The sequence below is a fragment of the Nocardia sp. NBC_01377 genome, assembly GCF_045040005.1.
In the GTDB taxonomy this organism is placed as follows: Bacteria; Actinomycetota; Actinomycetes; order Mycobacteriales; family Mycobacteriaceae; genus Nocardia; species Nocardia noduli.
Map to the genome: position 1 here is coordinate 7,272,078 of NZ_CP109566.1, position 20,167 is coordinate 7,292,244.

The following is a 20,167-nucleotide window of genomic DNA, read 5'->3' on the forward strand; positions in this document are numbered from 1 at the left end:
GATACGGCGACCCCCGACGACGAACTTGTCGGTACCCGGGAGTAGAACGAGTACCGATAGCGTGGCACCCGATCGTGGGGCAGAGAGGACGGTCGAGTCTCGTGACAGCCACCGACGATCGAGGGCACACGAATTACCCGCCCGAACCTCCCGGCGAGGACTTCGGGCGGCAGCCACCTCACGACATGGCCGCCGAACAGTCGGTACTCGGCGGAATGCTGCTCAGCAAGGACGCCATCGCCGACGTCATCGAAGTGCTGCGCCCCGGCGATTTCTACCGCCCCGCGCACCAGGCCGTCTACGACACGATCCTCGATCTGTACGGACGCGGCGAACCCGCCGACCCCGTCACCGTCTCCGCGGGCCTGGACCGCAAAGGCGAACTCAAACGCATCGGCGGCCCGTCCTACCTGGTCACCCTGACCCAGACCGTCCCCACCGCCGCCAACGCCGGCTACTACGCCGAGATCGTCGCCGAGAAGGCCATCCTGCGCCGCCTCGTCGAAGCGGGCACCCGCATCGTCCAATACGGCTACGCGGGCGCCGACGGCCAGGACATCGCCGAAGTCGTCGACCGCGCCCAGGCCGAGGTCTACGAGGTCACCGAACGCCGCACCACCGAAGATTTCATGCCACTGGAAGATCTTCTCCAGCCGACGATGGACGAGATCGATTCCATCGCCTCCCGCGGCGGCATCTCCCTCGGCGTCCCCACCGGCTTCACCGAGCTCGACGAACTCACCAATGGCCTGCACCCCGGCCAGATGATCATCGTCGCCGCCCGCCCCGGAGTCGGAAAGGCCCTTGCCCTCGACACCGCACTCCCCACCCCGACCGGCTGGACGACGATGGGCGAGGTACAGGTCGGCGACGAACTGATCGACGCCGACGGAAACCCCACCCGCGTGGTAGCCGTCACCGAGGTGATGACCGGCCGCCCGTGCTACGAAGTCGAATTCTCCGACGGCACGATCCTCGTCGCCGACGAACAGCACCAGTGGCTGACCGAGACCACACTCGACAAGCCCGCACAGGTCGGGATACGCACGACCGGCGAAATCGCCCACACGCTGCGTGATCTCGACGATGCCCCCAACCATGTCATCGGAGCGACGCCGCACTCGGGACCACGCCACATCATGGACGTTCGCAAGATCGAGAGCGTGCCGGTCCGCTGTGTGGAAGTCGACAACGCCGACCACCTGTATCTCGCCGGATCGTCCATGATCCCCACCCACAACTCCACGCTCGGCATGGATTTCATGCGGAGTTGCTCGATAAAACACGGTTTGCCGAGTGTCATCTTCTCGCTGGAGATGAGTCGCACCGAAATCGTCATGCGACTGCTGTCGGCGGAGGCGAAGATCAAACTCGGCGATATGCGTTCGGGGCGGATGAGCGACGACGACTGGACGAAGCTGGCGCGGCGGATGAGCGAGATCAGCGAGGCGCCGCTGTTCGTCGACGACTCACCGAACCTCACCATGATGGAGATTCGCGCCAAGGCGCGGCGGCTCAAACAGCGCCACGACCTGAAACTCGTCGTGGTGGACTACCTCCAGCTGATGACCTCGGGTAAGAAAGTCGAATCACGTCAGCAGGAAGTCTCGGACTTCTCGCGAAATCTGAAACTGCTCGCCAAGGAACTCGAGGTTCCCGTCATCGCGATCAGTCAGCTGAATCGTGGTCCCGAACAGCGCACCGACAAGCGGCCCATGGTCTCCGACCTGCGTGAGTCGGGTTGCCTTCCGGCGTCGACGCGGATTCTGCGCGCCGATAACGGGGGCGAGACGACGCTCGGCGAACTGATGAGCAGCGGCGAGCAACCACTGGTGTGGTCGCTGGACGAACGCATGCGCATGGTCGCGCGTCCGATGGTGAAGGTTTTCCCCAGTGGCCGTAAGGAAGTGTTCCGGCTGAGACTGGCTTCGGGCCGGGTAGTCGAAGCCACCGGCAACCATCCGTTCCTGACCGTCGACGGCTGGATTCCGCTGGCGAAACTGGCTGTCGACGACCGGCTCGCCATACCTCGTCACGTACCGGAACCGTCACAGACGAAACGCATGGCGTCCTCGGAGATCATCATGTTGGCGCATATGATCGGCGACGGTTCGTGCGTCGAGCGCCAACCCGTACGCTACGCCAGCATCGATGAAGAGAATCTCGCGGTGGTAACCACGGCGGCACAGCATTTCGGTATCACGGCGATACGAGATGAGTACGCGGCCGCGCGTGTCACCACATTGCGGTTGCCCGCGCCGTATCGACTCGCTCGCGGTAGACGCAATCGCATTGCCGAATGGCTGGACGGGCTCGGGCTGTTCGGGCTCCGCAGTTACGAGAAGTTCGTTCCGCAGGCGGTATTCGCACTTCCGAATACTCAGGTCGCGTTGTTCCTGAAACATCTCTGGGCGACCGATGGTTCTGTCCGATGGGATACGAAGGGTAATCAGGCCCGGATCTACTACGCGTCGACCAGCCGCCGACTCATCGATGACGTCGCCCAATTGCTCTTACGACTCGGTGTGCACAGCCGTATCAAGCGGGTTCCGAAGGCCGGTTACCGTGATTGCTGGCATCTCACCATCGACGGCACCGAGAATCAGACCGTCTTCCTCCGCGATATCGGGGTGAACGGCGCGCGAGGCAAGTCGGCCGCGGTGGCACTCGCCGAGTTGGAATCGATGGCGTCCAACACCAATGTCGACACCGTCCCCAAAGAGGTCTGGTCGAGTGTTCGCAGTTTGCTCGCCGACAAGAATATGACGCATCGTCAATTCTCGGCCGCTATGGGCTCGCGTTTCTGCGGCTCCACCATGTGGAAGCACTCTCCCAGCCGCGCCCGACTGGCGCGGGTCGCGACAGTCCTCGATGACGCCGATATCGAGATGTTGGCCACCAACGACGTCTTCTGGGATCGGATCGTGGAGATCACCGGTCTGGGCGAACAGGACGTCTACGACGGAACGGTTCCGGGAACGCACAACTTCATCGCGCAGGGCGTCGCGGTCCACAATTCGCTGGAACAGGATGCCGATATGGTCATCCTGCTGCACCGGCCCGACGCGTTCGAGCGCGACGACCCCCGCGGCGGCGAGGCGGATCTCATTGTCGGCAAACACCGTAACGGTCCGACCGCCACGATCACCGTCGCCCACCAATTGCATTTGTCGCGCTTCGTCGACATGGCGCGCGGATAGGCGTTGTTCTTCTTCTTTCCGAGCCGGTCGGCACTGGAGGACGTCGGCATCGGGCATCGTCGCGAGTACGGACCGGTCGGCGGGCGAGATCAGCTGAAAGGGCCGGGGAACGGCATGCCGACACGTTGGCCGGTCAACAACGACCAAGCGATTGTCGTCCGATATCCAGAACAGCGGAGTTCAGCTCCATCCTCTCGTAGTCATGGGGTTCACCGAGATCTCACCGCATCGGGCGGCGCGCAGGAATATAGCCGACAGGTCGCCGCCTCGGGAAACGAAATCGCCTGGTAGCCGAGTTTTCCCGGTGCGTCGCACCGCACCGGCGCTGTCGGATCGACGTCGATCGGGCTGTCGCGAGTCCGCACCCATCCGCGAAGCTCCCGACGCCGAAGACTCGATGTCCCCTTCGACTCGAGAAAGGCATGGTCGTGCGAGCTGGCGCGCTGCGAGTTCACCCGCCTGGACCAGCGAACCCGGATCGGGGGACGCGCTGTCCGGGGGCGCTACGGGCGCGGGTCGCTCGGCGACGTGGTCCGTGGATCTCGGTGGTGGCCGCGGCGTTGCTGATCGGTGTCGGTCTGTCCGCGCCGACCAATGCCCAGCCCGCTCCCCCCGGACCCGGACCCGGTCTCTTCACGATCCGCCCGCTCGCCCACCTCGATCAGGTCCTGACCGCGGACCCGGTCTCGAAAGAAGCGGTCTGTGAGGGCGACGACGACGATCCGGAACAGACGATCCGGGTCCGCCCGGTGCGCGGCATGTACAACCTGCTCAACCAGCGCACCGACGAATACCTCGGCTACCACCGCGACGGTCGCACCGGCTGGACCGAACTCCTCGCGGAATGGGAAGTCGTCGCGGTCGGCGGATTCGGCGAGGATGTCTTCCTGATCCGGGTACTCGACCTCGACGGTCCGCCCGCCGACGTCCTCACCTATCGCGGCGGCGACAACTCGGCCGCGGCCGGTGTGCGAACTGCTGCTGATCCGGGTCACCCGGCGTTCGAAACACAGTTGTGGAAGTTCGAGCGCGCGACAGGGAACCGCCCCTACTCGGGAGAGCTGGAGACGACCGACGGGTCGTGAACCGGCACCAACCCGAGGCCACGCCGGTCGGCGGCGGCGAAAACTTCGGATGACTGGACTTCGAACTCCTCGCGGACAGCGGCGGTTGCCGCGTGGTCCCGCGTTCGGCCAGGACGCCGAGCCGATTGGCGGTTGGCGGTTGCCGATGCGTGTTCTGCCGGTCGGCCACGATTTCGAGATTCAGCGTGCTGCGTCATCGCCCCGGAGTAAACTCTCAGCTACCGATTGTGGTCACCTCACCCCACCGCCGTCGGGATCCCGTGCCGGGATCTCGATCGGAAATCCGGCCATCGGCATATGCCGGTGGGCGGCGGCAGGGCCGGATCCGCGTCGAGTGGCAGGTGCGGCAGGCGTTGACCCACAACGCTTTCCACGTGAAGTCCTGCCGCTCGACGCCGTCGGGCTCGATGGGTGGTGGCCCTATGTTGCAGGAGGACCGCCGTGTCGAGAGCCACCTCATCCGGGACCCGTCGCCTGATCGCCGCGACCGTATTCTCCGGAGCACTCGCCGTCGCGCCCTCGGCAATCGCCTCTGCGAATGCCGACATCGGCACCCCGGCTTCATCGCAGCCCGGTGCGGCCGTACCGGCGCCGATAGCGGTGCCCGGCGCACCTCCGTCGATCATGGAACCCGAGATCCCGCAACAGCCGCTCAGCCCGATGAATCCGGGAAACCCACTGAGTCCGGAGAACCCGGAAAATCCCGAGAACCCACTGAGTCCGGAAAATCCGGCGAACCCGGAGAACCCCGATAATCCGTCGAACCCGAACAACCCGAACAACCCGGAGAATCCGAACAGTCCGGAAAACCTCAACAATCCGGAAAATCCGGCCAACCCGAACAACCTGGACAACCAGTTCCCGCCGAACGGTGGGACCGGTCCGCAGAACTTCCTGCCGAGCCCGAGCGGCTGAGTCGGCGCCCTACTGGATGACCGCGCAGCCCTGCGTCGAGGAGAGGCCGCACGACACCTGAGCCAGCAGGCGCAGCACCGTCTCGATCGGGTTGCTCGGTATGGCGATGAAATCGACCATGGTGGTTCCTCGCGAACGACGGACGGTTGTCACCCTGTGCACCGGGTACGGCGCGGTGGGTCCGTTACGCCTCGTCGTGCCCCGTGAATTACGGGCATCATTCTTGGCCGCTCCAACTCCGGAGACGACTGCGGCCATCATCCGGCAGAACAGATGGGGGATGTTCCCTTCGCGTGGGATGCCCACGCATCAGCTACCGGGCCCAGCCCAGGTGCTCGAGTTTGTCGGTGTTGTTCACCGAGCGGATCGTCAGTGTGCGGCCGTCGAGGATGTCGAGTGACCAGTTCGACGAACGCGCCGTCCCGATCGGCCCGCCGAGGTCGACGGAACCGGGGCGACCGCGTTGACGACGATGCCGTCCCTGCGTAACTCGTTGGCGTATTACACGTCAGCGCGGACTCGGACGGTGAGTACGGGGAGGGCAACGCGGTGAAGGGCCGGTCCGGGTGGCTGGTGAGAGCCAGCGAGGCGCATGACTGCGCACGGTGACGATGCGCGCCGCCCGTGCGCGTCACAGCAGCGCCAGCATGGCATTGGTCCTCGCGATCGCCCCGAAGACATCGGCCTCGCAAACCGCCCTGACCATATTCACATCGACGGTGCTCGGCACCTGATCGTGAGCGCAGGCGGGCGAGACCTGTCCGGAATCGGTGATGCCCGCGTTGTTGATCAAGAGGTCGAGGTGGCCGAAACGCTCCTCGATCGGCTCGGCGGCCGCCGACAGGGTCGCCGGATCAGTGATGTTCAGGGGCAGCGCATGTCACTCCCGCAGCCTGCGATATCGCCGCTGTCTCGCGCCTCGCCGTTCATCTACCGATCCGCTTGTCGGCCCCGGTGACCAGGGCGAACTCTTGGTACACGGCCTGCTCAGCGATGACGGCTCCTGCGCTGCCTCATATCTCACGAACTTCTATCCACGAGACGAGACAGCCGGGTCGCCTGTGGCATCGGCCGCGTGTGCACTCCTTGCTTCGCCCTATGGGCGAAAGCTGAACTGCCGCCGTGATCTCGGTGATCCTTTCGATCGAGATCCGGCGGCCGTACTCAGATGATGATCAGGCCCAGCAGCGCCCACACCAGACTGACTGCAGCGCCCGCGGCCGCGGAGCCGAGTCCGATAATTGCACTCATGGCTTCCTCCTCGTACTTCGATGAAAAGTTGAAATAGTTCGTGGGTCTGAGAACCCGAAAGTACGACGACCCCTCTGTCATCGATCGGCGAATCACCGACCGAGTCCGAGGTTACTGTCGCCCAGCTTGGACGCCCTTTTTCGGGCATGTCCACGTCCCTACGCTTACACTCCGAATCGGTAGCGTCAAGGGCTGTTTCACCGCTGCGGATCGGTGCCACACGTCCCATGTAACCCGTGGATCACAACGCGAATCCCCAGTATTCGGTGGCTGATCGGACGAGAGTGAGATCGGGCGAATAGAACCTAATCATGTATGGCCAGAAGGCAATTGGCACTTTCCGCCGATCCGTACCGTCGATTCCGACACTTCTCGTCGACGCGCACGATCGATACGATCACGCGGCGACGTATACGCGCCGTGGCCTTATCGTTCGAATGGCGGTCAACGGGGTTTCACCCCTTCAACCCGCCGAAATAGACGACAGTCCGTAATCGCAATCCGAATGTGCGGCACTTCAGATAAAAATTCGGCATCGACCCGTCGGAATTTCGGACAGGACAAATCACCCGAGCCGTTCCGAGGAGCGGCCGCATAGGGCACTATCTCGACGAACTACAGGACAGTATTCCGATATTCGGGTATACGGCCGACTTTCCGGACAATTGTCACGGCCGATTCGGGTGCGGCTATCACCGCGTCGCACCCTAGGACGGGGGCGTATCCGCCTGCTCGGTCTCGCCGGACTCGGAACCGTCGGCCTTCGGTTCCACCCACCGCGCCACCGCGCTCGCTCCCGCGGATATCTGCCGTCGACCAGTGTTGGCCGCATCGATCGTTCGGCCGCGCGCGACCCAGAGGGCGTCGCGGATCGAGGCGTTCTCGACTCCGTTCCATGATTCGACCTGCAACGCGCGGGCCTCGATGAACGCGTCGAGGGTCCGTGCCAAGGGGACGCGGTATCTGGCCAGTGTTCGGCCCGCCAGTGGCCGATGTACTTCGGAAACGCGCAGCGCGGCGTGCCGGTCGAGCACCGTTCGCAGGTGACCCGCCAGTTCCGCGTCGGCCTCGATGTGCTCGCGCAGGGTGGCCCTGGCGCTGCCGACCGTCTGCTCCAGGTAGTCGGGTTCCTCGAGCCGGGTGCGCTCCAGCCGCAGGCGCTGCCACAGATACAACGACTGCTGGGCGACCAGCAGCAGGTTCAGCGTTTCCCCGAGCATGCCCTTATCGACCGCGGACCTGAGTTGTTCGGCTCGTTTGTCGGCGGAGTCGTCGGGACGCAACTGGGCGATGAGGTCGGCCGCGTGCTGACGGAGTCGTTCCACGCCGACTTCCAGGTCGGCCCCGAGTGCGGCGACACTGGACCAATCGGTCTCGGTGAGGACCGCGCCCGCACTGATCTCGGCCACGCGCCGCCGCAGAATCCGTCGATGCCCGTATACATCGCCGAGGCGCTGCGCCGACGCCAGACGTAACACGTCGTCGACCTTGTCCTCGATTCGGTCCAGGTGCGCTTCGATCCGGTCCGCCAACTGTTCGAGCGCGGCCGTCACGGCCATATGCGCCAGCACGGCCTGCCCGATCCCCGGGACGGGAGCGAGCGCCACCTGCGGATTCGACAGGATTTTCCCCGTCGTCGCCGCCCTGGTCGTCTTGTGGAACGTGACCACGGTGCCCGGCTTCGGACGCGACGCGTTCTCCCAGATCCTGGATCCCTGGATGTAACGGGTGGCGGGGGCTGTGGTCTTCATCACGGAGGAGGCGACCTTGCCCGCGACGTTCGACACCGGGGCGTCGGGTATCGAGATGGCGGTATCCGGATCGTCGCTCGACCACTGGTCGACGAACTCGGCGATCAATGCCTCGTCGCCGACCACCACGGCACCGAACTCGTCGGCGATCACCGCGATGTCGGGAGCGGCGCTCTCGTCCGCACCGGAACTTTCTACGGCACTGGTCATTCGACGTGAACCTTCCCCCGTGTATCGGCAGCGTCCGGACCATACATCCGACCGGCTCGGGCGGGAGGCGGATCGAGCCATATGTCACCAGGAGTTAGCTGCCCCGGGGTGGTGCGGCGTGAGATCACGAAGTGGCGTTCCGGGATCCGGCGGGCGGCGGGCGGTGACATTTTGCTGTGACCCGGATTCCGCTTCAGTAACGCTCGCGGCTCCCACCACGACGTCCCTGGTGACACATGGCCCTTCGGGGGGGCCTGTCCGTTCACCTGTCGATCATCGTGGAATGGGGATGAGGGCATGTCTCTTCGTGAATTCTTCGCGCGGCACCGGATCGCTTCGGCGGTAGCCGCGCCCGCCGTCCTCGGCATCGCGGCGCTCGTCGCGGGGTCGTTGGCGCTGACGTCACCGCCGCGCACGGCGGATACCCGGCTCACCACATCGGTCACCGAATGTCGCGACATGGTGACCATCTCGGTGGCCGGACGCAACGACACTCCCGTCGAGGGGACGACGCGGATGCTGGTCGACGCGAACGGGAACGCGCTGCCCGCCGCGATGGCCGGTGACCACAACAGCGAGTGGGTCGATCCGGTGGTCAACGCGCCCGCCGACGACGTCGATCCCGACGCCTACGCCGCCGTCTACATCGCGTATCCGGCGAATATGGACAGCTACGAGGACGCCGTGAACACCGGTGTCGCCAATACCCAGCAGGTCATGCGGGAGATCGCGCAGGCCTGCCCCGACACGCGGTTCTCCATCGTCGGCTACAGCGAGGGCGCCGATGTCGTGCGCCGGGTGGCGATGGAGATCGGGCATCAGGACCCCGGCGCGGACGGCGAGTACGGAATCGTCGATCCGGCCGATGTGGTCGGTGTCGTCATCCTGGCCGACGCGGGTCGTTCGGCCGGAGACGGACCGTTCCCCGGCGCCGAGGACCCGTACGCCAACCCCGACGGCTTCGACCAGAAGTACCAGAACGGCAAGAACACGGCTCCCGGAAAGGGGGCGCTGCCGGGGACGAGCGGTGACTTCGGTGCCCTGAACGGCAAGATCGCGTCCTTCTGCTCCGAAGGCGACCTCACCTGCGCCGCGCCGGAGAACATCTCCCTGCTGCAATTGGTGGTCAATGTGGGCCGCCAGATCAATGTCGACGCACTCGAGCGCGAGGGGCTGACCCCGGCGACCGGACAGGACGTCGCGGTGACGCTGGGCAAGATCGCCCTGGCCGCGTTCGCCGATATCCAGTCGCAGAAGAACTGGATGCAGAGCGACGAGACCTTCCTCGACGTCCTGCTGCGGGTGTCGGATCCGGAGTACAAGCCCGGTACGGCGCCGAAGACCCCGGCGAAGGCGGACACGATCGCCTCCGATCAGATGTCGCCGCTGGCCTACCTGCCGCAGAAGGTGCTCAACGAGATCATCGGTCTCATCGTGACGAACCAGAACACCATTCCGGTCATCATGAGCGACCCGTATCAGCTGACGCTCGGACCGAATCACACCGGCCATCACTTCGACTACTGGGACGACGCCGACGCCGCCGCGGGCAAGCCGCTGACCTCCGCCGAGTACGCGGCAGCCTGGCTGACGCATCTGGCCAAGCAGGCGCAGGCGGGCGAGCCGGTCGATACGAAGGCCAAGCCGCAGGAAGCCGATGTGGCCGCCGTGTACAAGGCGGTGGAGGAGACGAAGGCGAAGCCGACGAGTACCACCACGTCCAAGCCGACGACCACTACCAAGACAACGGGCGCCGAGGCGGCGAAGTCGAAGACCGGCGGTGAGTCGAAGACCACCACGTCGACGACCACCACGTCGCCCAGCACGACGACGCCGTCGACCACGTCGCCGTCGACCACCACGACCACAACCACCGCGCCGACGACCACGAATCCGCAGACGACCACCGACCCGCCCGCCGCGCCGGCGGAGACGTCGACGACGACCCAGCAGGAGGCCGCACCGCAGGCCAGGAATTCCGTCGCGGCACCGCCCGCGGCGATGGCTCCGGTCGAGACTCCCGCACCGGCGCCCGCGCGCGCCGCACCCGCCGCGACGGAGCCGTCCGCGACCGGAACCGGCACCAGCACGACCAGCACGACCAGCACGACAACCGAATCCACGACTCCGACCACCACGGGTTCGCGGTAGCGAGTTCGACCCGGGTGCCCCGGATACCTCCCGCCAGAGGTTTCCGGGCCATCCGCATGTCGGCGGGGTTCCGATACCGTTGCCACGCATAGAATTCGATGACGACAACGACAACGGAACCACCGAGCGCGCAACGGAGTGCCCATGAGCAACAGCGTCGAGATCGGCGCCGCCTACGACGACATCGCCGACCTGTACGTCGAAGTGGTCGAAGGTCAGCTCGCGGCACAACCCCTCGATCGGGCGATGCTCGACACCTTCTCGGAGTTGTTGCGCGCCAACGAATCCGGGCCCGTGCTCGAAGTCGGTTGCGGGCCGGGACGGATCACCGACTATCTGTCGGGGCGCGGGCTGGACATCAGCGGAATCGACGTGTCCGCCCGGATGATCGCCTATGCCAGAAGTCGCTACCCGGGCCTGCGATTCGACGAGGGTTCCATGGAACGGCTCGACTTCGGCGACGGGGCGCTCGCGGGCCTGGTCGCCTGGTATTCGATCATCCACCTGCCGCCGGATCGGGTGCCCGACGTGTTATCGGAGTTCTATCGGGTACTCCGTCCGAAAGGGCACGCGCTGCTGGCCTTCCAGACGATCGAGACCTCGGTCGCGGTGGAGGCCTTCGACCACCGGGTGGCGCTCTCCTATCGCTGGTCGCCTTCGCGACTTGCCGAGGTGTTGCGCGACATCGGATTCACCGAGGTGTGCCGAATGGTGCGACAACCGGAACCGGACGAACGTGGCGCGCAGGGATACCTGCTGGTCACGAGGGATCACTGATTCGACCGGCACCCGCACCCAACTGCGGGTACGTTTGGTCTGTCACACCGATTCGGGGTTGTGCGTACCCACCCGACAATGTGGTCGATCCATCATTCGAAGCTCACCGCTGTCGTCAGGGGGCGTCCACATATGGAGTTCGTTTCGCCGATCGATGCATTGTTCCTTCTCGCCGAGTCTCGCGAGCACCCCATGCACGTGGGCGGGCTCATGTTGTTCGAGCCACCGGAGGACGCCGGACCCGATTACGTCCGGCGAACCCACGAGCGGATCCTGCGGGAGACCTCGTTCCATCCGACCTTCCGCAAACGCCCCGCCACCTGGCTCGGCGCGCCCCAGATCGGATGGACGCAGGAATCCGACATCGAGCTGGGCTATCACGTGCGCCGCGCCGCGCTACCCCGGCCGGGTGGGCAACAACAGTTGCTCGACCTGGCGTCACGGTTGCACAGCACATTGCTCGACCGTCATCGCCCGCTCTGGGAGATGCACGTGATCGAGGGTTTCGGCGACGGCCGTTTCGCCCTCTACACGAAGATGCATCACGCCCTGATCGACGGCGTCTCCGGGCAGCGTCTGATGCGGCGCATCATGACCGAGGACGCGACCGCCCGTGACCTCTTGGTCCCGTGGAATCTGCCGCGCACCCATCCGAGGAACGCCGACGAGCCTTCCGGTTCGGCGTTCGGCTCGGCCGCGCGCAATCTCCTGTCCGCGGCGGGAGCGGTTCCGGCGCTGGCCCGCACCGCGCGGGACGCGCTGCTGCGTCAGCAGCTGACCATGCCGTTCTCGGCGCCGCGCACCATGTTCAACGTCCCCATCGGCGGGGCGCGGCGGGTCGTGGTCAGGTCGTGGCCGCTGGAACGGGTCAAGCAGGTGGCCAAATCCACCGGCTCGACCGTCAACGATGTCGTGCTCGCGATGTCGGCGGGCGCGCTGCGCGGATTCCTCAGGGAACGAGAGGCGTTGCCGGACAAACCGATGATCGCGATGGTCCCGGTATCGCTGCGCGACGAGGCCGACAACGAACCCGGCGGTAACAAGATCTGCGCCATTCTGTGCAATCTGGCCACCGATCTCGCCGATCCGTTCGCCCGACTGGAGGCGATCAAGGATTCGATGCACCGCAACAAGGAGGTGTATCGGGCCTTGTCGAACACCCAGGCGATGGCCCTGTCGGCGTTGACGTTGAGTCCGTTCGCGATGTCACTGCTGCCCGCGCTCAACTCGGTGGCCAACCCCGCGTTCAATATCGTCATCTCCAATGTGTCCGGCGCGCGCGAACCCCTCTATTGGAACGGCGCCCGACTCGACGCTGGCTACCCGATGTCGATTCCGCTGGACGGACAGGCCGCCAACATCACGCTCACCACCAACGGCGCGAATCTGGACTTCGGCATCGTCGGTTGCCGTCGCAGCGTGCCGCATCTGGACCGGATCCTGCTCCACCTGGACAACGCGCTGACCGAACTGGAGGAGTCGCACTAGCCGCGACGACACGCGGACGCTACCGGAACGAGCCGACTCGCCCCGTGGGGAAGAAGTTCTTTTCCGGTAAAACTAGAACGTGTTACTGTCAATTTATGGTGCACCACCCAGTCGAATGGACCGCTGCCGCGCCATGGCGATACCCGCGGCACCCGGGCCATTCGACTGTGCCGGTCGACCACGTGTGTCGTCGTGCCGGAACACGGCGGGGCATCTATGTAACTCGTTCTATAGCGTCATCGGTCCGCGGCCAGCGGCTGCGGAGCCAGTAAGGGAGCCAGCACCCATGCGTACCGAAATCTGCGACCGGCTGGGGATCGAGTTCCCCATCTTCGCCTTCACCCACTGCCGCGACGTCGCGGCCGCGGTCAGCAATGCCGGCGGAATCGGCGTACTCGGCGCGGTCGGATTCACCGCCGAGCAGCTGGAAGTCGAGCTGAGCTGGCTCGATGAGCACGTGCACGGCGTCTACGGCGTCGACCTGGTCATCCCGTCGAAGTACGAGGGCAAGGGCATCGACGGGCTCAACCCCGAGGAGCTGGAAGCCAAACTGGCCGAACTGGTTCCGCAGGGCCACCGCGATTTCGCCGAGAAGATTCTCGCCGATCACGGTGTGCCGAAACTGCCCGCCGAAGAACACCACAACCAACTGCTCGGCTGGACCGCCACCACGGTCGCCCCGCAGATCGAGGTGATCCTTCGCCACCCGAAGGCCAAACTGGTCGCCAACGCCCTCGGCACCCCGCCGACCGAGGTGATCTCGCAGATCCAGGACTCCGGCCGACTCATCGGCGCACTGTGCGGATCGGTGAAACACGCGCTCAACCACAAGAACGCGGGTCTGGACTTCGTCGTCTGCCAGGGCACCGAGGGCGGCGGACACACCGGTGAGGTCTCCTCGCTGGTGCTCTGGCCCCAGGTGATCGACGCCGTCGGCGACCTGCCGGTACTCGCGGCGGGCGGTATCGGCAACGGCCGCCAGATCGCCGCGGCCCTGGCGATGGGCGCGGCGGGCGCGTGGACCGGCTCGGTGTGGCTGACCGTGGAGGAGGCCAATGTGCCGCCCGCGCAGATGCAGAGCTACATCGACGCCACCAGCAACGACACCGTGCGCTCACGCGCGTGGACCGGCAAACCGGCCCGCATGCTCAAGAACGACTGGACCGAGGCCTGGGAACAGCCGGAGAACCCGAGCCCGCTGCCGATGCCCTTACAGATGATGGTGGCCCTCGACGGCGTCAAGCGCGGACACCGCTACCCCGAGGCCGCCAAGGATGTGAACTTCAATCCGGTCGGTCAGGTGGTCGGCATGCTGAACAAGGTCGAACGTTCCGCCGACGTCGTCGCGCGGCTGATCGAGGAATACGTCGAATCCTGCGAGCGTCTGAACAAACTCAACGGGGCTTGAGCGGCCATTCCGGCCACCTCGGATGCTCGCGTTCGAGGATCGGATCGGTGATACCGCCCCAGCAGGCCAGTCGCGCGGTATCCCAGCCCGCCAACTCCGAGCCCGACACGTAGACCGACTGGAGGAACTCCAGCGCCGCGCCGACCGGATCGTCGGCGCGGCGGAGGTCGTCGTAGTCGAAGTAGGCCGAATGGCTCGACCCGGCGGCGACCCAGCGCGCCCCGGGCGGCAGCGGACGATCGGCCAGCCCTTCGGGTTCCGGCGCGACATACGAATACAGCGTCGGGGCGCGCACTTTCGCGTCGCCGAACCAGAATCCCGCGCTGATCTCCTCGCGCGAATAGGCCTCGCGGGTCACCGAATCCAGGGTCTCGGGCAGGTCGATATGCCGGTCCGAGAACCGCTGGACCGCGAGATCGAAACTGTGCCAGAAGAATTGGACCGGGCTGATCTTGCCGGAATAGGTGGCGCTGAACTCCTCCAGTATCCGCCCGACCCGGACCAGGACCGTATGCGCGCGTCGCACCTGGTCGGGGTCGTAGTGGGCGTGCTCGGTGTCCTCGGCGAAGGGCCGCCCGACATCGGGGAGGTCGAACGGATGCGGATGGGGCAGAACCACTTCCACGCCCAGTTCGGCGAGGCCGTCCATGACGGCGGTGTAGAGACTCGCGACGGACCGGTCGGGGAGTTCGATCTCCACCTCGGTGCCCCTGTCGTCGGCGATCCGCAGCACATGATCGAAGAAATCGAACGCGCAGGTGAACACGGGACCGCCGCGGGCGTCACCGAGCGGGACGGTGCTCAACCCGCGTGCGGTCAGCCGGTAGGTGATATGCCACCAGTGGTTGCGGCGGATACCCGTCGCGAGAGCGACCTTGCCGACGATCTGCGTGAACCGGTGCAGCGTCTCCTTGGCGGGGCGCCACGACTCGTAGGGCAGGGCGGGCAGCAGCTCGGCGGAGTCGGTCATACCGCAACGGTACGTTCGGCCGAGCGGGTGTGCCAGGGGTTAGCCGGATGTGTCGCGCACGCGGAATGCGGGGCTCTGACAGTGGCCTCGAAGGGGCCTCAGGCCGTCGCCGCGTGCGTTTGCTCGACCGGTTCCGCCACGAGCAGATCCTCGAATTTCGCGACGACCTTCTCGTGGTACATCCCGAACAGATCCTCGAACAGCGCCAATTGCGCGTCCGACGGGCCCGAACCGGATTCCCACACGGCGACCAGCGCGCGCCAGACCAGCACGTGCAGATCGGCGGCGCCCGCGAAGAATGCCTGGACCGCCTCCGGCACCTCGAGCACCATCTCGCCGATGGAGTTGAGGATGGCCCGTTGCATGCTCATGCCGAGCGAGGTCAGCAATGTACGGACCAGCACCACCTCGATGGCCAGAATCTGCTGGTAATCGGGGACCTCGCGCCGGGCCAGCGATTCCAGTTGATCGATGGCGGATTTCAACTCGGCCGGATCTATGTCCTGCGCGCTCGCGGTGTAGGCGAGCAGGGCGTCCATCACGATGCCGCGCTCGACCTCGACGATGTCGCGGAACATATCGATGGCGACGTCGGGCATCGGGACCGAGAAGCGGAACAGATGCCGGTACACGTCGATTCCGCCCGCTTCGCGGACGTCACGAATGGTGAAACCCTTGCCACGGCGGGCTTCGACGAAACCGTACGATTCCAGTCTGCCGAGCGTCAGTTGCGCGGTTGCCCGGTTCATATCGAATTCCTCGGCCACCTGACGGACCGACGGCATCAGTTCACCGGGTTGGTATTCCCCCGCGGTAACCCGGCGTGCCAATTCATCGGCAACGTCGGCGACTACCGTTCGGGAACCCATCAATGCCACCTTTCGGCTCTGGCTGCACGTCCCAGACAGTCTAGGACGCGCGAGGTCGGACCGCATCTATGTAACACTGATCCGCGCACGATGTGAGGTGATTCATGACCATTGGACGGGGAATCGATCGACCGGGCGAGATATCGACCGGTACCGACACCCGCGTTTCCACGACGGAAACGGCCGCCGCGCTCCCGGTCGGCCGGGTGGTCCGCAATGCCAGAATCGCATCGATTCCGGTGGCCTTGGCAGGTAGAAGGGCGATCGGCTACGGAAAGCGCGCGCTCGGCCGTTCGGCCGCGGAAGTGAATCGCGACATCAGGTCGCGGACCGCGCAGCATATCTTCGAAGTTCTCGGCGAACTCAAAGGCTGCGCGACGAAATTCGGTCAGCTCCTCGCCATCTACGAACTCGCGCTGCCGTCGGAGCTGGCCGAGCCGTACCGGATCGCGCTGGGCAGGCTCCAGGACTCCGCACCGGCGATGCTGCCGTCGACGGTGCGCGAGGTGCTGGCCGAACAGTTGGGCCGGGACTGGCGAACGAATTTCCTCGAGTTCGACGAGCGTCGGGCCGCCGCCGCGTCCATCGGGCAGGTGCACCGGGCCGTGTGGCACGACGGCAGGGAAGTCGCGGTCAAGATCATGTATCCCGGCGCCCGCGAATCGGTGCTCGGCGATCTCGACCAGTTGCGCCGCATGTCGGCTCTGCTCGGGGTGTTCGTACCCGGCGCCGATGTCGCGGCGCTCACCGATTCGGTGCGCGCGGGCATTCTCCGCGAACTCGACTACGCCGCCGAAGCCGCCAGTCAGCGCGCGTTCGCGGACGCCTACCGTGACGATCCGGAATTCCGGGTCCCGGACGTGGTGGCCCAGCAGGGCGACGTCGTCATCTCCGAATGGCTCGACGGCACCCCGGTGCCGCACATCATCGCCTCGGGTTCGCAGGCCGAACGCGATCGAGTCGGCATGGCGATGGTGCGATTCGTGCTCGACGGTTGCACGCGCACCGATCTGCTCTACTGCGACCCGCATCCCGGCAATTTCCGGGTGCTGCCCGACGGCAGACTCGGCGTCGTGGATTTCGGCGCGTGCTGCCGATGGCCACCCGCCGGTTTCGACGGTCTGGCGCTGGACTACTGCCGCGCCGTGTTCGAAGGCGGGCCGACGGATCTGGAGGCGGCGAGTAGGCGGCACGGATTCGTCACCGACGATCGCAGTTTCGATGTGGACGCGCTGTTCGCGGCGGTCCTGCCGTGCAGTGAACCGCTGCGGCACAAGACCTTTCAGCTGACTTCACCCTGGTTGCGCAGGCAGGTGGTGCGCGCGACCCGGCCCCGGCTGTCGAATGTGGCCAGACAGTGCACGATCCCGGTGCCTTTCACCCCGTTCGCGCGATCCTCGCTGACGATCATCGGCGCGCTGGCACAACTCGGCACCGAAGGCGCCTACCGCGAGGAGATCGTGCGGTCGCTTCCCGTGCTGGCCGAGGTCTTCGACCGGCTGGACCAGCAGGATCCCCGGCCCGTCGATCTCGCCGCGGCCCGTGAACGACGGGCGCGACGGATCACGGCGAGCTAAACGTCTGAGACAGATTCGGGCGAATTCCAGCCGGACAGCCACTCGCGCCACCGCGGCTCGACCAGTTCGGCGAGCACGTCGTATCCGCCCGCCCCCGGATGTGCGCCATCTCCCGCGCGCACCTCGCGCATCCACACCGGGTTTTCGCGCAGAGCGTGACGAATCCGCACGTAGGGCACGGCGGCCGACGCGCAGATCTCGGCGAAACGCTCGTCGAGTGCGGCACTGCGCGCGTTGTGGTCCTGGTCGGCGATCGGCGGCGGCGCGACGGCGAGTACCCGCCAGCCACGTGCCGCGGCCTGGCGCAGCATCCGCGCCAACGACTCCGCGGACCTCGCGGGATCAACGCGCGGGCCACCGCCTTCCCACGAGGTGTCGTTGACCCCGAACGACAGCACGACTCCGGCGTCGGTCCCCGACGGCAGACGCTGTTCGCACTCCCCCAGCCAGCGTTCGGCGATCTCGACCGAGGTCTGGCGGCGGACGCCGAGGTTGTAGAGCGTCGGCGCGAAACCGTCGGCATGGGCCGAGGCGCCGAGGCGGCCGACCCAACCGAGGCAGCGGGGGTCGCCCACCCCGGCGACGAAGGAATCACCGACACAGCAGATACGAAGATCACGAAGCACACCGTGATCCTGTCAGTCCGCGCCGGCGACGAACGGTCGACGGGGTCGATACCGGACAACCGAATTCAATAGGATCACCGTGTTCGTCCGGGAGGGAGTTTGCTGTGACAGGGGTATTGACGAGCCGGGTGCAGACGCCGCCCGCGTGGTTCACGGACTTGTTCGCGCACCGGCGTTGGATCCGCCGAACCGGGCCCTTTCCGCATATCTACGCCCGCGATATCTTCGTCGCCGACTTCTACCAGCGGCTCGTCGACGATTACGCGCGCGTGCGGGCCGAGCGAATCGACCGATTCCATCGCGTGATCGGCCACGGTGACCCCACCGCGCTCGGACTATCCGAATTGCGGGACGGCCCGCTCGCCCTTTTCGCCACGAGGGAATGGCACGACCTGATCGCCGGGGTGACCGGGGTGGCGGCGACCGGCGATATCGACGGTTCGGTACGCCACCACGCGCCGGGCAGTCCGGCCGGGACACCGGACAACGGACTCGCTCCCGCGCTGTTCGCCGAACCCGCGCCCGGCCCCGCCGAGGTCCGCCTGCCCGGCGAGACGGGCACGGGCACGCGGGAGACCGTGCGGGCCGTGGCGGTGCTGTTCCACCTGGGTAATCCGGACTGGCGCACCGGTGACGGCGGCGAGATCACGCTCCGGGCCGATAGCGGCGGCGATTCCGCCGCATCCGCGCTCACGATTCCGCCGCTGGACAATTCGATGGTGATCTTCGAATGCACGCCGCGCTCGTGGCACGAGTACGCGGGCGGTAACACCGCGGATCGCGGCAGCGTGGTGATGTGGTTACACCGACCGAGACACGAGGCGGAGTCGCGATGGGGAGCGGCGCGCGTGGGTCAACGCTGACGACCGGCGAGGTGTTCCGTCGGTCGCGGTTCAGCCCGGTATCGCGACACCGGTGAGCCGCTCCGACATCGCCCAGAGACGTCGCGCGAGATCGGTGTCGAGGGCCTGTTCGTTGCGCGGGGCCTCCTCCTTGAAACGGTGGAAATAGCGGCCGTTGATGGCGTCGGTGTCCGTCGTTGTCACCAGGTGCACCAGCGGGCCCGCGCCCTTCTCCGGGCGGATGAAGAACGGGCGGGCCAGCGGCGAACGCACGAACGCGCCGACACCGAACGGGATGTTGTCGTACACATTGGTGGCGACGGCGCCAGGATGGAACGCGGCGGTGACCAGTCCGGTGCCCTCCGTGCGACGCGCCAATTCGCGGGTGAACAGGATGTTCGCGAGTTTGGACGCGCTGTAGGCGCCGAGCATGCCGAACGATCCGGTCGTGGCGTTGGCGGTTTCCGGATCCAGTTTCGCCGAGCGGTAGGTCATGCTCGAGGTGTTGATCACCCGCGGCTTCGGCGCCAGAGACAGTCGCTCGAACAGCAGACCGGTCAGCAGGAACGGGGCGAGATGGTTGACCTGGAAGGTCAGTTCGTTGCCGTCGGCGGTCGCGGTGCGTTTCGGCCACGAGCCGCCCGCGTTGTTGGCGAGGACGTCGATGCGCGGGTATCGGCTCAGCAACCGCTCGGCGAGGGAACGTACGTCGTCGAGTCGGCCGAAATCGGCGAGAAAGGCCTCCGCGCCCACCGCCGCGGCCACCTCCCGAGTGCGTTCGGGCGAGCGGCCGACCACCGCGACCGCCGCACCGCGCGCCGCCAGTTTCGCGGCGGCCTCGGCGCCGATACCGGAACTCGCGCCGGTCACCACGATGGTGCTGCCTGCCAGATCCCGCTCGTGCTCTGCCATGGTCTCCCTCGCTCGTCCGGTCTGCCATAGATCGTTATCGGCGCCGACGATTTCGGCAAGGCCGTGGGTCGCCGGATAGTTGCCGACCGGCCCGCCCTGCCCCGCCGCCGTTGTCTCTGGCAGGCTGATCACCGC

At 66.0% G+C, this 20,167-nt stretch carries 15 protein-coding genes; 9 read left to right on the top strand and 6 right to left on the bottom strand.

Annotated elements, in window-relative coordinates; genetic code table 11:
- The first annotated feature begins 101 nt into the window (after positions 1–101).
- The 3 genes from OG225_RS33575 to OG225_RS33585 all read left to right on the top strand — a co-directional run bounded on the left by OG225_RS33575 (position 102) and on the right by OG225_RS33585 (position 5,200).
- Entirely contained in the window at positions 102–3,200 is a 3,099-nt protein-coding gene (locus OG225_RS33575) for a replicative DNA helicase (RefSeq protein ID WP_405178829.1), read from the top strand.
- A gap of 548 nt (positions 3,201–3,748) precedes the next feature.
- Complete coding sequence (locus OG225_RS33580; RefSeq protein WP_405178830.1) at positions 3,749–4,285, top strand: hypothetical protein; 537 nt, start codon at positions 3,749–3,751, stop codon at positions 4,283–4,285.
- 441 nt (positions 4,286–4,726) lie between these two features.
- Positions 4,727–5,200: a hypothetical protein gene (locus OG225_RS33585; protein WP_405178831.1), complete on the top strand. Its 474-nt coding sequence runs from the start codon at positions 4,727–4,729 to the stop codon at positions 5,198–5,200.
- Positions 5,201–5,831: 631 nt separating this feature from the next.
- On the opposite strand, the gene OG225_RS33590 is transcribed toward OG225_RS33585, so the two are convergent.
- Together OG225_RS33590 and OG225_RS33595 are read right to left on the bottom strand one after the other, a co-directional pair.
- Positions 5,832–6,074, bottom strand: coding sequence for an SDR family NAD(P)-dependent oxidoreductase (locus OG225_RS33590; protein ID WP_405183457.1), 243 nt, complete (start codon positions 6,072–6,074; stop codon positions 5,832–5,834).
- 1,084 nt (positions 6,075–7,158) lie between these two features.
- Complete coding sequence (locus OG225_RS33595; RefSeq protein WP_405178832.1) at positions 7,159–8,412, bottom strand: hypothetical protein; 1,254 nt, start codon at positions 8,410–8,412, stop codon at positions 7,159–7,161.
- A gap of 297 nt (positions 8,413–8,709) precedes the next feature.
- Here OG225_RS33595 and OG225_RS33600 point away from each other — a divergent pair, with 297 nt between their 5' ends.
- From OG225_RS33600 to OG225_RS33615, 4 genes are all read left to right on the top strand, one after another.
- Positions 8,710–10,563, top strand: coding sequence for a cutinase family protein (locus OG225_RS33600; RefSeq protein ID WP_405178833.1), 1,854 nt, complete (start codon positions 8,710–8,712; stop codon positions 10,561–10,563).
- Positions 10,564–10,707: 144 nt separating this feature from the next.
- On the top strand, positions 10,708–11,340 hold the full coding sequence (locus OG225_RS33605) for a class I SAM-dependent DNA methyltransferase (RefSeq protein ID WP_405178834.1): 633 nt from the start codon (positions 10,708–10,710) through the stop codon (positions 11,338–11,340).
- Between the two features lie 132 nt (positions 11,341–11,472).
- Positions 11,473–12,828 (top strand): WS/DGAT/MGAT family O-acyltransferase, encoded by a 1,356-nt coding sequence (locus OG225_RS33610; RefSeq protein WP_405178835.1) that lies wholly within the window; start codon positions 11,473–11,475, stop codon positions 12,826–12,828.
- Positions 12,829–13,114: 286 nt separating this feature from the next.
- Entirely contained in the window at positions 13,115–14,236 is a 1,122-nt protein-coding gene (locus OG225_RS33615) for a nitronate monooxygenase (protein WP_216913117.1), read from the top strand.
- On the opposite strand, the gene OG225_RS33620 is transcribed toward OG225_RS33615, so the two are convergent.
- Positions 14,223–15,206, bottom strand: a complete 984-nt coding sequence (locus OG225_RS33620; RefSeq protein ID WP_405178836.1) for a DUF5996 family protein — start codon at positions 15,204–15,206, stop codon at positions 14,223–14,225. The genes OG225_RS33615 and OG225_RS33620 overlap by 14 nt on opposite strands.
- 98 nt (positions 15,207–15,304) lie before the next feature.
- On the bottom strand, positions 15,305–16,075 hold the full coding sequence (locus OG225_RS33625) for a FadR/GntR family transcriptional regulator (RefSeq protein ID WP_405178837.1): 771 nt from the start codon (positions 16,073–16,075) through the stop codon (positions 15,305–15,307).
- Between the two features lie 104 nt (positions 16,076–16,179).
- On the opposite strand from OG225_RS33625, the gene OG225_RS33630 reads away from it, so the two are divergent.
- A complete protein-coding gene (locus OG225_RS33630) occupies positions 16,180–17,652 on the top strand; it encodes an ABC1 kinase family protein (protein WP_405178838.1) in 1,473 nt (490 codons plus the stop codon).
- On the opposite strand, the gene OG225_RS33635 is transcribed toward OG225_RS33630, so the two are convergent.
- Positions 17,649–18,278, bottom strand: a complete 630-nt coding sequence (locus OG225_RS33635; protein WP_405178839.1) for a GDSL-type esterase/lipase family protein — start codon at positions 18,276–18,278, stop codon at positions 17,649–17,651. The two genes, OG225_RS33630 and OG225_RS33635, sit on opposite strands and share 4 nt — an antisense overlap.
- Positions 18,279–18,382: 104 nt before the next feature.
- Between OG225_RS33635 and OG225_RS33640 the strand changes: the two genes are divergently transcribed.
- Positions 18,383–19,141 (top strand): 2OG-Fe(II) oxygenase, encoded by a 759-nt coding sequence (locus OG225_RS33640; protein ID WP_405178840.1) that lies wholly within the window; start codon positions 18,383–18,385, stop codon positions 19,139–19,141.
- Positions 19,142–19,171: 30 nt separating this feature from the next.
- Here OG225_RS33640 and OG225_RS33645 read toward each other — a convergent pair whose 3' ends face one another.
- The gene (locus OG225_RS33645; protein WP_405178841.1) at positions 19,172–20,164 is read right to left on the bottom strand and encodes an SDR family NAD(P)-dependent oxidoreductase; all 993 of its coding nucleotides are present in this window, start codon (positions 20,162–20,164) and stop codon (positions 19,172–19,174) included.
- Between the last annotated feature and the right edge of the window lie 3 nt (positions 20,165–20,167).